Here is a 13,238-nt window from a genome sequence, read left to right as displayed (position 1 = left end):
GAGCAGCCCGCCCGTTGGTCGCCTGCCGACCGGCCCGCCGGTGATGCGGACCGACCCGGCTGGGCCCAGCCCGGCCCAGCCCGCGACTGGGCGCCGCCGTGGGCACGCGACGATGGTGAGCCCGCCGACCGCCGGTCCCGCGAGGTGCCGGCCCGCAACTGGGCCAGCGAGCCCAGCCGCCCGTACGAGCCGGTCCGCGCCGAGCCGACTCGCCCGTACGAGCCGGTCAGTGCGGAGCGGCCCCGGTCGTACGAACCCCGCCGGGATGCCGAGACCGCCCCGGAAGGCGAGTCACCCGCCGCGCCCGATCCCGTGGACGAGTCGCCCGCCGTCGATCCGACCAGCGCGCCCCCGATCCCGCAGCCGCCCTCGTGGGCGCGGGCGTCCGAGGTGCCACCGGTCGAGCAGCGCCCGTCCTGGGCGCTGCCCCCGGCCAGCGGCGATCCGACAAGTGCCCGGCCGGCGCCCCAGCGGCCGTCGTGGGCGCGTGCGCCCGAGGTGCCGTCGGCGGAGGAGCGGCCGTCCTGGGCGCTACCGCCGGTCAGCGGTGCGCCGGCGAACGAGGGCCTGCCCTGGGCTACGCGGAACGAGGAGGCACCGTCCTGGGGTGGCCGGTCCGGTGGCCAGCCGACCGACGAGCGTCTGCCGTGGGCGCCGCATCCGGCCAGTTCTCCGCCGGCCGGCACGCCGTCCGGTGCCGTCGCTCCGATCAGCGCCCCACCGGCCGGAACCCGGTCGGCCGTCCCCACCGGCAGCGTGCCGCAGCCCGGCACGCCGAGCCGGCGGGAGACACCCGATCCCGGCGCCACGCCACCGTTCGCCGAGGCCCGGTCGGCCGCTGATCCTCCCGGGTATCGACCGTTCCGGCTGCGGCCGGTTCCGGACGAGCCGACATCCGTGCCCGCCTCGACGCCTGCCCCGCCGGACCCGACCACCGGGCCGGCCGCGACGGACCAGGTTCCGGGTGAGTCCGGTCGTCGCGAGCGCACCCCTTCTGCGCCCGTCCCGACGAGTGCAGTCCCCTATGCGGCACGCCGGTCCGCGCCCGATCCGGCGCCGCCGCCCGAGTCGGCCGGCGACCGATCGCAGGACAGCACCACGGCGGTGTTGCCGCAGCGCGTCCCTGCCGAACCGGACGTGCCCGTCGTGCCGGAGCCGCCTGCTGTGGAGCCACCCGCCGAAACCCCGGAACTCGCCCGGATCGCCACTCATCTCCGCCGTGACGACGAGCCGGCCACGCTGCGGGACCGGCCGGAGGGCTTCGACGTCAACGCGATCCTCGCCGCGGTCCGAGGAGTCGAGGGCGTCCGCGACGCCGCCCTGCGGCGTACCCCCGCAGGGGCGCACAGCCTGCGCCTCGACCTCGCCGACGGTGCCGACCCGGCCGAGGTGAGCCGCCATGTCGCTCGGCTGTTGCAGGAGCGGATGGGGCTCGCGGCGGCACCGCGCGGCCTGCCCGGAGTGCCCGCCACACCGGTGCGTCGACGCGCTGCGGAGAGCCGGACCGAGGCGGGTGAGACGCGTCCGGTCGTCGAGCCACGGCGGCCGTCCGCCCGACCCGGTGGCAGCACCCGGACGGAGACTCCGCCGAGCCGCCCGGAGACCGTGCCGGAGACCACCCGGCGGCGCCGGCAGTCACCGGCTCCGCACCGGGGCCGGGCGGTCGTGGACGAGGCGGGTGCGGCGGGCAGTCCGGCGACCCTCGGCGCCTCCTACTCCGGCGGCCAACTCACCACGACCGAGTCCGCGCCGTCGCGGCCGCTGGACACCGGCGGGGTGCCGGGTCCCCGGGTGGTGCTCGACCACGTCCAGGTGAGCACGTTCGGGCTTGACGCCAACGTCGAGGTCCGGCTGGTCGCGGGCGACCACAACGCCTCGGGGCACGCCACCGGACCGGCCGTGGACGGCTTCGTGTTGCGGTTGTGCGGCATCGCGGCGGCGGCGGCGATCGACGAGCTGCTCTGCGCCGCCGTTCCCACGGCGGAACGTGGACGCTGCTTCGTGGAGCACGCCGCGGTGGTGCCGTTCGGCAACTGCGAGGTGGCCACCGTGGTGGTGCTGCTGGTCTGCGACGGATGGGTCGAGCAGTTGGCCGGTTCCGCCCTGGTGGCCGGCGATCCCCGGCAGGCGGTGGTACGCGCGACCCTGGCCGCGGTCAATCGTCGACTGGAGGCGCTGCTGGCGTGAGCCGTTCCGGGCAGACTGGAACGGTGAAGCCTGCCACCCTCTGGCCCGAACGACTGTTGCCCGCGCACACGGTTCCGCCGCCCTGGCCGGGGCGCGAGGTGCGACTCGACGGAGCGGTCACCTACGTCCGGGAGACGCCGGCCACCGGACCGGACGCCGAACCAGCGTTGTACGTGCACGGCCTCGGCGGCTCGTCGCAGAACTGGACCGACCTGGCCGGCCTGCTCGCCGAGCGGCTGGATGGTCAGGCGATCGACCTGCCCGGCTTCGGCCGCAGCGAGCCCGGTCGGCGCTACACCGTGCCGGTCTTCGCCGACCGGGTGATCCGCTGGATCGAGTATTCCGATCGCGGGCCGGTGCACCTGTTCGGCAACTCGCTGGGTGGCGCGATCTCGGTACGGGTGGCCGCCCTCCGGCCGGATCTGGTCCGAACGCTGACCCTGGTGTCGCCGGCCCTGCCGTTCCTCGACTTCCGCCGGTCGTTGCAGGGCCGGATGCTGCCGTTGCTGGCGATCCCCCGGGGCGAACGGGTGGCCGCCTGGCGGCTGGCCCGGCTTGCGCCGGAGGTGATGGCCCAGCAGGCGATGGAGGCGTGTGTGGCTGATCTCAGCCGGATCTGCGATCAGCGTCGGCGTGAGGCGCTTGAGGAGATCCGGATCCGCTACGAGGCGGAGCACTACGCGGCGGCGTACGTGCGCACCTTCCGTGGCCTGGTATCCAGCTTCGTGCGGTCGTACCTGCCCGGGTCGGGCTCGCTGTGGCGGATGGCCGGCATGGTGCGTGCCCCGTCGCTGGTCATCGGGGGTCGGCGGGACCGGCTGGTCGATGTACGGGTCGCGCCACAGGCCGCGCGGGTCATCCCGGACAGCCGACTCATGATGATCAACGATGTCGGTCACGTGGCTCAGTTGGAGGTTCCGCGCCTGGTGGCCCGGGCGGTGTTGGGGCTACTCGCCGAGACGGGGGAACCCGCCCGCCGGGCCGACCTGGCAGGATGACCGGGTGCACAGCCCTGGTAGCCGTCGTCGACCGGCGCATTCCGTTGGCCGTCATGCCGCCCGGTGGGGCCGTGATGGTCGGGCGGCGGACCAGACCGTGTCCGCCGAGGGCGGGGGACGTCGTGGCCGGCCCGGAACGGGGGTCATGATCCGGGTGGCGGTGCTGGTGACCGCCGTCGGTGCCGCGGCGGCGATGGTGGCCGGCGGTGCCGGAGTGGGCTCGGGTGCGGCCGGCGAGGTCGACCCGGTGTTCCTCGAGCCGGCCGTGACCCTGACGCCCGTCACGACGCCGTCGCCGGTGTCCCGGTCGCCTGCGGTGAGGTCACCGTCGCCGACGGCGCCCGTCCTCCAGGAGCCTGGTGCGATCCCGTCGACCGGCCCGGGTCGGTTCGGGTACGACGACCGGACCGGCCCGGTGCTGGGTACGGCCGGTGACCTCCGGCGCTACCGGGTGGCGGTGGAGTCCGGCTCCGGCGTGGACGCGGGTGAGTTCGCCCTGGCGGTGCGCGCTGCGCTGGCCGGCCCGGGCAGTTGGGTGGACAGCGGCCGGCTGCGGCTGCGGCAGGTCGGGGGCACCGCTCGTCACGACTTCACCGTGTACCTGGCCACGGCCGGGACGGCGGGCCGGATGTGCGCCGCCGGGGGGGTGGACATCCGGGTCGGTGGTCGGCCGTACACTTCCTGCCGCGCGCCGGGAAAAGCGATCATCAACCTGGACCGCTGGCGGTTGTCGGTGCCGCATTTCGTCGAGGCCGACGTGCCGCTGTCGCTGTATCGGACCTACGTGGTCAACCACGAGGTCGGTCACGAGTTGGGTAACCGGCATGAGCGCTGCCCGGGCCGTGGCGAGCCCGCTCCGGTGATGATGCAGCAGACGCTTTTCCTCAAGGGGTGCGTCGCGAACCCGTGGCCGTACCTGGACGGCCGGCGGTACGCGGGCCCGCCGCTGTGAGCGCATGCACCGTGAACGGCACCCGGTCGATCAAAACGCGGTGATGTGCCGCAATAGGGTGCGACGATGACGCCATGCCCTCTTTGCCCCTTTGGTGTGCCTACCGCCGCGCCAAGCATTCGCCGGAGTCCGAAGACCGGCACCGTAGGCCGGTGGTCCCGCACCGGGTGGTCGTGACGCTGGGCATGGCGCTGGTGCTGGCCGCCACCGCGACGGTGCTGCTGCCCGGGACCGGACAGCGGGTGCCCGCCCCGGACCAGGGCCTCGGAAACCGGATCGCGTCCGGAGCGGGAGGCGACGACCGGGTCGAACCGAGCCGGTATCCATGGGCGGGCGTCGGCAGCTTCACGGTGGCCGGCGGCCACTCGCCGGTGCACGGCGAGGACGGTCCGGTGGCCCGCTACCGGGTCGCCGTCGAACAGGGCACCGGCCAGAACCCGGCCGCCTTCGCCGCCGCCGTCGACAAGGTGCTGGCCGACCCGCGCAGCTGGATCGGCACCGGGCAGCTGAGCGTGCAGCGGATCGAAGAGGCGGAATCGGCTGATTTCACCATCTACCTGGCCACTCCGCGCACCTCCGAGGTGATGTGCGCGGAGGGAGGACTGAGCACCGAGGGCTACACCTCGTGCCGGCTACCCGGGCAGGTCGTCATCAACCTGGCCCGCTGGCTTGAGGCGGTGCCGGACTACGGCGCACCGCTGGAGGTCTACCAGGCGTACGTGATCAACCATGAGGTCGGGCACGAATTCGGGGAGGGACACGAGGCATGCCCGGCGCCGGGCGACCCGGCACCGGTCATGCAGCAGCAGACGTACGGCCTGGACGGCTGTCTGCCGAACGCCTGGCCGATCCTCGACGGGCACCGGTACGCCGGCGAACTGGACGGTTGACCACGGCGGCGGCGAGCGACGCCGACGCGGCCGGTATTCCCGCTCCCGCATAGCGGGCGACGTGTCCCTGCTCATGGTCGATGGGTGCGTCGGCGAGCGACAATGGCCCGGTTGCCCACCATCGATCCCGGGGAGTCCACCGTGTCGCTGCCCCCGCTCGTCGAACCCGCCGCCGAGCTGACCGTTGACGAGATCCGCCGCTACTCGCGTCACCTGATCATCCCCGACGTCGGGGTCACCGGTCAGAAGCGGCTGAAGAACGCCCGGGTGCTCTGTGTCGGCGCGGGTGGCCTCGGTTCGCCCGCCCTGATGTATCTGGCTGCCGCCGGTGTCGGCACGCTGGGCATCATCGACTTCGACACCGTCGACGAGTCCAACCTCCAGCGCCAGATCATCCACGGGGTCTCCGACGTCGGCCGTTCGAAGGCCGAGTCGGCCGCGGCGAGCATCCGCGAGATCAACCCGCTGGTCAACGTGGAGATCCACAACACCGCGCTGGACCGGGACAACGTCCGCGACATCTTCGCCCAGTACGACCTCATCGTCGATGGCACCGACAACTTCGCCACCCGTTACATGGTCAACGACGCGGCGGTGCTGCTCGGCAAGCCGTACGTCTGGGGGTCGATCTACCGCTTCGACGGCCAGGCGTCGGTGTTCTGGGCCGAGCACGGCCCCTGCTACCGCTGCCTGTACCCGGAGCCCCCGCCGCCCGGCATGGTCCCCTCCTGCGCCGAGGGCGGCGTACTGGGCGTGCTCTGCGCCTCGATCGGCTCGATCCAGGTCAACGAGGCGATCAAGCTGCTCGCCGGCATCGGTGACCCGCTGGTCGGCCGGCTGATGGTCTACGACGCGCTGGAGATGAGCTACCGCAAGATCAAGGTCCGCAAGGATCCGAACTGCGTGCTCTGCGGTGAGAACCCGACGCTCACCGATCTCATGGAGGACTACGAGGACTTCTGCGGCGCGGTGTCGGTGGAGGCCCAGGAGGCGGTCGTCGACGCGACCATCACCGCATCCGAGCTCAAGGAGTGGCAGGACGCCGGCAAGGACGTCTTCCTCGTCGACGTCCGGGAGCCGGCCGAGTACGAGATCGTCCGCATCCCCGGTGCCACCCTGATCCCGAAGGGCGAGATCCTCTCCGGTGAGGCGCTGTCCAAGCTTCCGCAGGACCGGCAGATCGTGCTGCACTGCAAGTCCGGCGTTCGGTCCGCGGAGGCGTTGGCCGCATTGAAGGCGGCTGGTTTCCGCGATGCGGTGCACGTGCAGGGCGGGGTGCTCTCCTGGATCAAGCAGATCGATCCGTCGCTACCCGCCTACTGATCCGACGGCGAGGGATCCCGCAGCCAGGACCATGGGGCACGGGCCCCCTCGCCGCTACCCTGCCGTTGGTCGGATCTCACCTATCCGTCCTCCTGAGGCGAGATCACGTCTGCGTCGGTAGCGTGGCCGCCGTGGTCGACATCGACGCCGCGACCGGGTTTGTGGTGGCTCACGGAGACGGGGTGGAGCGTGCCCGCCTGTCCTGGCTGCGTACCGGCACGCAGCCACCGCCGGAAGTGCTCGACAGCGCCGAGGTGGGGCAGACACTTGGCGGCGGCTGGCCGGCGTCCTGGGGCGACGAGGTTGCTTCGGTCGACGCGACCTGCTTCCGCCTCGCGGAACTGGACGACCTCGGCGCGCTGGGCCGCCCGAGCGCCCGCCGGGCACTGGACTGGCTCGCCGCCGGCCAGCAGCGTGACGGCTGCTGGGAGGAGGATAAGGCCCTCGCGGACTCCGCTCCCGAGTGGGCCCGTCCGGGTGACCCGGAGGCGCGGCTGTATCTGACCGCCAACGCCGCCTTCTGGCTGACGGTGGCGGGCCTGGACGCGCGGGCCGCCGGGCCGTTGGACCACCGGGTCGGTGGGGCGTACGCCGGGGTGGTGCATGCCGCCAGCCAGGCGCTCGCCACTCAACTGCGCCCCGACGGGAGTTGGCCGTCCTTCCTGGCCGCCGGATGGCTCAGCGCGGCAGTCCTGCACCGGCAGCAGATGTTCTACGAGTCGGCGCAGATAAAGGCGGTGTTGGCGGAGCGGTTGCCGCGGGCGTCGGCGGCCGACGCCGCCTGGCTCGCGGTGACGCTGCGCCGGGTGGGCGTCGATCATCAGGAGTGGACACTGGTGGCCGCCCGACGCCGGCTCACCGAGACCCAGCGCAGCGACGGCGGCTGGAGCAGTGACGACGGCCACCAGTTCGACGTGCACGCCACCCTCGCCGTCATCCGCGCCTTCCGCTGACCCCAACCGGCGTGCCCGGCCCCGGGTTGATCATGAGGTTAGCGGTCCCGGTAAGCGCCTTCCATGCCGCTAACCTCATGATCAACAAGGTGGGGTGGGGTGGGGGGTTAGGGGCGGAGGTGGCCGGTGCCGGTGACGACGTACTTGGTGCTGGTCAGTTCGGGGAGGCCCATGGGGCCGCGGGCGTGCAGCTTCTGGGTGGAGATGCCGATCTCGGCACCGAAGCCGAACTCGCCGCCGTCGGTGAACCGGGTCGAGGCGTTGACCATCACGGCCGCCGAGTCGACCCGGGCCACGAACTCCCGGGCGGCCGACTGCGAGTCGGTGACGATCGCCTCGGTGTGGCCGCTGCCGTACCGCCGGATGTGCGCGACCGCCGCGTCCAGCGAGTCCACGACGGCGGCGGAGATGTCGGCGGCGAGGTACTCGGTGCCGAAGTCCTCGTCGGTGGCCGCAACCACGGCCTCGGAGTAGGCCGCGACCCGCTCGTCGCCGTGCACGGTCACCCCGGCCTCGGCGAACGCGGCCAGCATCGTCGGCAGGAATGCGTCGGCGACGTCGGCGTGCACCAGCAGCGACTCCGCGGTGTTGCAGGTGGACAGGCGCTGCGTCTTCGCGTTCAGGGCGATCGCGACCGCCATCGCGACATCGGCGGCGGCGTCCACGTAGACGTGACAGTTACCGACCCCGGTCTCGATCACCGGCACTGTCGACTCCTCGACCACCGTGCGGATCAGCGACGCACCGCCGCGCGGGATCAGCACGTCGACCAGGCCCCGAGCCCGCATCAGCTCCTTGACGGAGTCGCGGGTGCTGGCGTCGACCAGCTGCACCGCGTCCGCGGGCAGCCCGGCCCCGTCGACGGCATCGCGTAGCACCGTCACCAGCGCCGCGTTGGAGTGCGCGGCGGAGGAGGAGCCGCGCAGCAGCGCCGCGTTGCCGGCCTTCAGGCAGATCCCGGCGGCGTCCACGGTCACGTTGGGCCGCCCCTCGTAGATGACGCCGACCACCCCGAACGGCACCCGGATCTGCCGCAGCTCCAGCCCGTTGGGCAGGGTCGAGCCGCGGACCACCTCGCCCACCGGGTCGGGCAGCGCGGCCATCTGGCGCAGCGCGTCGGCGATGCCGGCCACCCGCCCCTCGTCGAGGGCGAGCCGGTCCAGCACGGCCGCGCTCAGCCCGGCGTCCCGCCCGGCCGCCAGGTCCGCGGCGTTCGCGGCCAGGATCTCCGGCGTACGCGCCACCAGCGCGTCGGCCATCGCGTGCAGCGCGGCGTCCTTGGCGGTACGCGTCGTCACCGCCAGCGTCTCCGCCGCCGTGCGCGCCCGGCGGGCCTGCTCGCTCACGTTCATCTCCCCACTCCTTTCAGCTCTTCCACTCACAGCAGCACCAGGTCGTCGCGGTGGACGACCTCCCGTTCGTACGCCGGGCCGAGCGCCGCGGCGAGGTCGGAGGTCGACCGCCCGAGCAGGCCGGGCAGCTCGATCGCGTCGTAATTGACCAGCCCCCGGGCGACCGGGGCGCCGGAGGTGTCGACGAGGTCGACCGGGTCGCCGGCGGTGAAGGCGCCGTCCACGGCGGTGATCCCGGCGGGTAGCAGCGACTTGCGTCGCCCCACCACCGCGGCCACCGCACCCGGGTCGAGGTGCAGCCGACCCCGGGGCGCGGTGGCGTGGGCGAGCCAGAACAGCCGGGCCGCGGGTCGCCGGAGGCTGGGGTGGAAGAAGGTGCCCACCGGCTCACCGGCCAGCGCGGCGACCGCCTGGGTGGCGGAGGTGAGCACCACCGGGATGCCGAAGCCGGTGGCGATCCGGGCCGCCTCGACCTTGGTCAGCATGCCACCGGTGCCGACCCCCGCCCGGCCGCTGCCGCCGATCTCGACACCGACGAGGTTCGCGTCGTCGCGTACCTCGGGGATGCGGCGGGAGCCGGGTCGGGTCGGGTCACCGGTCCAGAGCGCGTCGACATCGGAGAGGAGCACCAGCAGGTCGGCGTCGACGAGCGCGGCCACCAGCGCGGCCAGCCGGTCGTTGTCGCCGAACCTGATCTCCTCGGTGGCGACCGTGTCGTTCTCGTTGACGATCGGCACCGCCCGCAGGTCGAGCAGCTTGCGTAGGGTGCGGTACGCGTTGCGGTAGTGGACCCGCCGGGTCACGTCGTCGACGGTGAGCAGCACCTGGCCCACGGTGCGGCCGTGCCGGGCGAAGGCGGCCGCGTACCGCCCGATCAGCAGGCCCTGGCCGACGCTGGCGGCGGCCTGCTGGGTGGCCAGGTCGCGCGGTCGGCGAGCCAGGCCGAGTGGGGCGAGGCCGGCGGCGATCGCGCCGGACGAGACCAGCACCACCTCGCGGCCTTCGGTGGCCCGTAGACCGAGGGCGTCGACAAGCGCGTCCACCCGCCCGTCGTCCAACCCGCCGGTGGCGGTGGTCAACGAGGAGGACCCGATCTTGACAACGACCCGCCGGGCCGCCGTGACTGCGTCGCGCACCCGCCCATTCTGCGCTGTCGTCGCGGCGCGGCCCGCCGCCGTTCCCATAGTCTGGCCGCTTGTGACACCTGACGAGTACGTCGAGGCGGTGCTGGCACTGGTCGACCGGATCCCACCCGGCCGGGTGATGTCGTACGGGGCGGTGGCCGACGCGTTGGCGGAGCGCTCCGGGCGGACGTCGGCGCGGCTGATCGGGGCGATCATGGCGCGCCACGGTGGCGGGGCACCGTGGCACCGGGTGGTGAACGCGTCCGGTGGACTGCCGCCCCGGCTGGCCCGGGAGGCGCGGGCACGTTGGCTCGCCGAGGGGACGCCGCTGGGCGGTACCGGGGTGGACATGCGGACGGCCGCGTGGTGGCCCGGGCAGGGGATGTGACCCCCGCCATAACGTGAGTAATATTCGGCCCCATGACCGCGCCGCCGGGTGGATCCGGCCCACCGCCCACCCCCGGACAGCTCGCGCAGAGCCCAGCCCCACCGGACGTGCTGCCCCGGGAGGTGCACGCCGGCTACGCGCTCGGCTCGCTGGCGACCGGGGCATTCGGCACCGTGCCGGGTCTGCTGCTGTTGCCCTATCTCACCGACACCCTCGGGGTGGCGGCAGGCGTGGCGGCCCTGCTGGTGCTGCTGCCGAAGGCATGGGACGTGCTGGTCAACCCGGTCGCCGGGCGGATCTCCGACCGCACCAGGTCCCGTTGGGGTGCCCGCCGTCCGTACCTGCTCTTCGGTGGGCTGGCACTGGCCGTGCTCTTCGGGGCGATCTTCGCCGCGCCGTTCGGTGCCGGTCCCGCAGCCGGGGCGTACGTCGCCGTCGCCTTCCTGGCCACCGCCACCGCGTTCGCCTTCTTCCAGGTGCCGTACGTGGCGATGCCGGCCGAGCTGACCAGCGACTACGCCGAGCGAACCCGCATGATGACCTGGCGGATCGCGGTGCTGGCGCTGGCCATCCTGATCGCCGGTGCGGTGGCGCCGCTGGTGCGCGACGCGGCCGGCGGCGGTGTTCCCGGACACCGCTGGATGGGTGTCTTCGTGGCCGCCCTGATCGCGCTCGGCGCCGTCGGCGCCTTCCTCGGCACCCGGTCCGCCCCGCAGGGCGCGGTCGGCGAGAGCGAGCCGAGTCTGCGCGCCCAACTGACCGTCGCGGCCCGCAGTCGGCCCTTCCGGGCACTGCTGCTCTGCTTCGTGGTGCAGTCCGCCGGGGTGGCCACGATCCTCGCCGGGGTCCAGTACTTCGCCGACCACGTGCTGCGGGACTCGGCGACCGGTCCGACCGTGCTCTTCGTCTGCTTCGTCGGCCCGGCGCTGGTGGTCATGCCGCTCTGGTCCCGGGTGGGTGCCCGAGTGGGCAAGCTTGCCGCCCTGGTCGCCGCGTCGCTGATCCTGTCGGCCGGCGGACTGGCGCTGGTCGCCGCGCCGGTGCTGCCCACCGCCGTGGTCTACCTGCTGGTCGCGTTGCTCGGCGTCGGGTACGCCGGGCAGCAGGTGTTCGCGCTGGCCATGCTCCCGGACTGCATCGCGTACGACACGGTGCGCACCGGGCGTCGGCAGGCCGGCGTCTTCACCGGTGTGTGGACGGCGGGCGAGACCTTCGGACTTGCCCTGGGCCCCGGCGTCTACGGACTGGTCCTCGCCACCACCGGCTACGTCTCCTCCACCACCGGTACCGCCGCCACCCAGTCCGACACCGCCCGCCTCGGCGTCCTGCTCGGCTTCACCGTCCTCCCCGCCCTGCTCATCGGCCTGGCCACCCTCCTACTCCGCCCCTACGATCTGACCCCCGCCCGCCTCTCCACCCCCACCCCAGCCACCACCGATCATGCAGTTGGGGCAGGAACAAAAGCCGCTGAAACCGATGGAAAGGGTGCCACAACTCCATGATCGACGAGAATCGGCCGGCCGGGATGGCGGCGGAGCAGGTGTTGGCGGAGATCCGGCAGTTGCGGGCGATGGATCGGCCGACGCACGGGGGGCGGCTGTTCGCGTACGTGTACGACCCGGCGGTGCCCGGGCTGGACGCGCTCGCCGCTGCCGCTCACGCCGAGAGCGCCCACGTCAACGGGCTCGACCCGACGGCCTTCCCGTCCCTACTGGCAATGGAGAACAAGCTTGTCGCGGCGGCGGCGCGGATGCTCGGCGGCGGGCCGGGCACCACCGCTCCGGACGTCGTCGGCAGTGTCACCAGTGGCGGCACCGAGTCGCTCATCCTGGCCGTGAAGACCGCCCGGGACGCCCGGCCGGACATCGCGGCGCCCCGGATCGTGGTGCCGGCCAGCGCCCACGCCGCGTTTGCCAAGGCGGCCCACTACCTGCGGGTGGAACTCGACACGGTGCCGATCGACCCGACCACGCTGCGGCCGGCGGTCAACGACGTGGCCGCCGCCGTCCGGCCGCAGACGGTGCTGGTGGCCTGCTCCGCACCCTCGTACGCACACGGCGTCGTGGACCCGGTCGAACAGATCGCCGAGGCGGCCGCCGCCGCCGGGGTCCGCTGCCATGTGGATGCCTGCTTCGGCGGCTGGACGCTGCCGTACCTGCGTCGTCTGGGCCTGCCGGTGCCCCCGTTCGACCTGGCCGTACCCGGGGTCACCTCGATCTCGGTGGACCTGCACAAGTACGCGTACGCGCCGAAGGGAGTGTCGGTGCTGCTGCACCGCGACCCGCAACTGCGCGCCCCGCAGTACTTCGCGCACGCCGACTGGCCCGGCTACACGATGATCAACCCGGTGATCTCCTCCACCCGTTCCGGTGGCCCGATCGCCGCCGCGTACGCCACCCTGCGGCACCTCGGCGACGACGGATATCTGGAGTTGGCCCGCCGCACCTGGGAGGCGGTGGGCACGTTGGCGGACGCGGTAAGCGCCACCGACGGGCTGCGGCTGGTCGCCGAGCCGGAGTCCACGGTCGTCTGTTTCACCGCCGACGACCCCACGCTCGACCTGTTCCTGGTGGTGGACGAGCTGACCGCGCGGGGTTGGCACACCCAGCCCCAGCTCCGGTACGCCGACCTGCCGGCCAGCGTGCACCTGACGGTGACCGCAGCGGTGGCGCCGCGGGTGGCCGAGTTCGGTCCGGCGCTGGCCGACGCGGTCGCCGCGGCCCGCGCCGCCGGGCCGGTCGAGCTGCCGCCCGATCTACTGGCGATGGCCGGCAGCCTCACTCCGGAGGCGCTCACCCCCGAGCTGGTGGCGGGGCTGGCCGAAGGGCTCGGCCTGGGCGGTGACGCTGGTGCTCCGGACCGGATGGCGGTGGTCAACACGCTGCTCGACGCCGCTCCGGCGGCGGTGCGGGAGCGGCTGCTGGTGGAGTTCGTCGGGCTGCTGCAACGCCCCACCTGGTAGGTCGGGCACGCAGACATCCGAACAGGTTGGACCCGCAGTTCTTGGGGGGGGGGGGGGGGGGGGGGGGCGCGCCGCGATGGGGGCGGTTGTGGGGGCTCCGTTCGGGCGG

General features: G+C 73.3%; 10 protein-coding genes and 1 pseudogene. 9 read left to right on the top strand and 2 right to left on the bottom strand.

Annotated features, from left to right (window positions below):
• Positions 1 to 543: 543 nt before the first annotated feature.
• The 6 genes and pseudogenes from AC2CHE_RS13045 to AC2CHE_RS13020 all read left to right on the top strand — a co-directional run.
• Positions 544 to 2,187: pseudogene (locus AC2CHE_RS13045) on the top strand (hypothetical protein); the annotation flags it as partial.
• A 23-nt stretch (positions 2,188 to 2,210) separates the two neighbouring features.
• Positions 2,211 to 3,185, top strand: a complete 975-nt coding sequence (locus tag AC2CHE_RS13040) for an alpha/beta fold hydrolase (protein WP_484505171.1) — start codon at positions 2,211 to 2,213, stop codon at positions 3,183 to 3,185.
• 145 nt (positions 3,186 to 3,330) lie between these two features.
• On the top strand, positions 3,331 to 4,137 hold the full coding sequence (locus AC2CHE_RS13035; protein ID WP_484505170.1) for a DUF3152 domain-containing protein: 807 nt from the start codon (positions 3,331 to 3,333) through the stop codon (positions 4,135 to 4,137).
• 152 nt (positions 4,138 to 4,289) lie between these two features.
• A complete protein-coding gene (locus tag AC2CHE_RS13030; RefSeq protein ID WP_484505169.1) occupies positions 4,290 to 5,027 on the top strand; it encodes a DUF3152 domain-containing protein in 738 nt (245 codons plus the stop codon).
• A gap of 102 nt (positions 5,028 to 5,129) precedes the next feature.
• Entirely contained in the window at positions 5,130 to 6,350 is a 1,221-nt protein-coding gene (gene moeZ / locus AC2CHE_RS13025; RefSeq protein WP_484505228.1) for an adenylyltransferase/sulfurtransferase MoeZ, read from the top strand.
• A gap of 14 nt (positions 6,351 to 6,364) precedes the next feature.
• The gene (locus AC2CHE_RS13020) at positions 6,365 to 7,303 is read left to right on the top strand and encodes a prenyltransferase/squalene oxidase repeat-containing protein (RefSeq protein WP_484505227.1); all 939 of its coding nucleotides are present in this window, start codon (positions 6,365 to 6,367) and stop codon (positions 7,301 to 7,303) included.
• A gap of 107 nt (positions 7,304 to 7,410) precedes the next feature.
• Here the strand turns inward: AC2CHE_RS13020 and AC2CHE_RS13015 are convergent, their stop codons facing one another.
• Together AC2CHE_RS13015 and proB are read right to left on the bottom strand one after the other, a co-directional pair.
• Positions 7,411 to 8,655, bottom strand: a complete 1,245-nt coding sequence (locus tag AC2CHE_RS13015) for a glutamate-5-semialdehyde dehydrogenase (RefSeq protein ID WP_484505168.1) — start codon at positions 8,653 to 8,655, stop codon at positions 7,411 to 7,413.
• 26 nt (positions 8,656 to 8,681) lie between these two features.
• On the bottom strand, positions 8,682 to 9,839 hold the full coding sequence (gene proB, locus AC2CHE_RS13010; RefSeq protein WP_484505167.1) for a glutamate 5-kinase: 1,158 nt from the start codon (positions 9,837 to 9,839) through the stop codon (positions 8,682 to 8,684).
• A gap of 13 nt (positions 9,840 to 9,852) precedes the next feature.
• Between proB and AC2CHE_RS13005 the strand changes: the two genes are divergently transcribed.
• Genes AC2CHE_RS13005 through AC2CHE_RS12995 form a run of 3 tightly spaced genes read left to right on the top strand, consistent with a single transcriptional unit; the run spans position 9,853 to position 13,129 of the window.
• Positions 9,853 to 10,167, top strand: a complete 315-nt coding sequence (locus AC2CHE_RS13005) for an MGMT family protein (protein ID WP_484505166.1) — start codon at positions 9,853 to 9,855, stop codon at positions 10,165 to 10,167.
• Between the two features lie 32 nt (positions 10,168 to 10,199).
• Positions 10,200 to 11,669, top strand: coding sequence for an MFS transporter (locus AC2CHE_RS13000; protein WP_484505165.1), 1,470 nt, complete (start codon positions 10,200 to 10,202; stop codon positions 11,667 to 11,669).
• Complete coding sequence (locus tag AC2CHE_RS12995) at positions 11,666 to 13,129, top strand: pyridoxal phosphate-dependent decarboxylase family protein (protein WP_484505164.1); 1,464 nt, start codon at positions 11,666 to 11,668, stop codon at positions 13,127 to 13,129. The genes AC2CHE_RS13000 and AC2CHE_RS12995 overlap by 4 nt, the downstream gene beginning before the upstream one ends.
• Positions 13,130 to 13,238: the final 109 nt, after the last annotated feature.

The sequence above is a fragment of the Micromonospora sp. ATLC16 genome (assembly GCF_057196645.1).
Note: the sequence above shows the minus strand (reverse complement) of the source record. Positions and strands in the feature narration are given on the sequence as shown.

Excerpts from the sequence above, each read along its gene's own strand:
- AC2CHE_RS13035 (WP_484505170.1), top strand. The coding sequence starts at position 3,331 with ATGATCCGGGTGGCGGTGCTGGTGACCGCCGTCGGTGCCGCGGCGGCG.
- moeZ (WP_484505228.1), top strand. The coding sequence starts at position 5,130 with ATGGCCCGGTTGCCCACCATCGATCCCGGGGAGTCCACCGTGTCGCTG.
- AC2CHE_RS13015 (WP_484505168.1), bottom strand. The coding sequence starts at position 8,655 with ATGAACGTGAGCGAGCAGGCCCGCCGGGCGCGCACGGCGGCGGAGACG.
- proB (WP_484505167.1), bottom strand. The coding sequence starts at position 9,839 with ATGGGAACGGCGGCGGGCCGCGCCGCGACGACAGCGCAGAATGGGCGG.
- AC2CHE_RS13000 (WP_484505165.1), top strand. The coding sequence starts at position 10,200 with ATGACCGCGCCGCCGGGTGGATCCGGCCCACCGCCCACCCCCGGACAG.
- AC2CHE_RS12995 (WP_484505164.1), top strand. The coding sequence starts at position 11,666 with ATGATCGACGAGAATCGGCCGGCCGGGATGGCGGCGGAGCAGGTGTTG.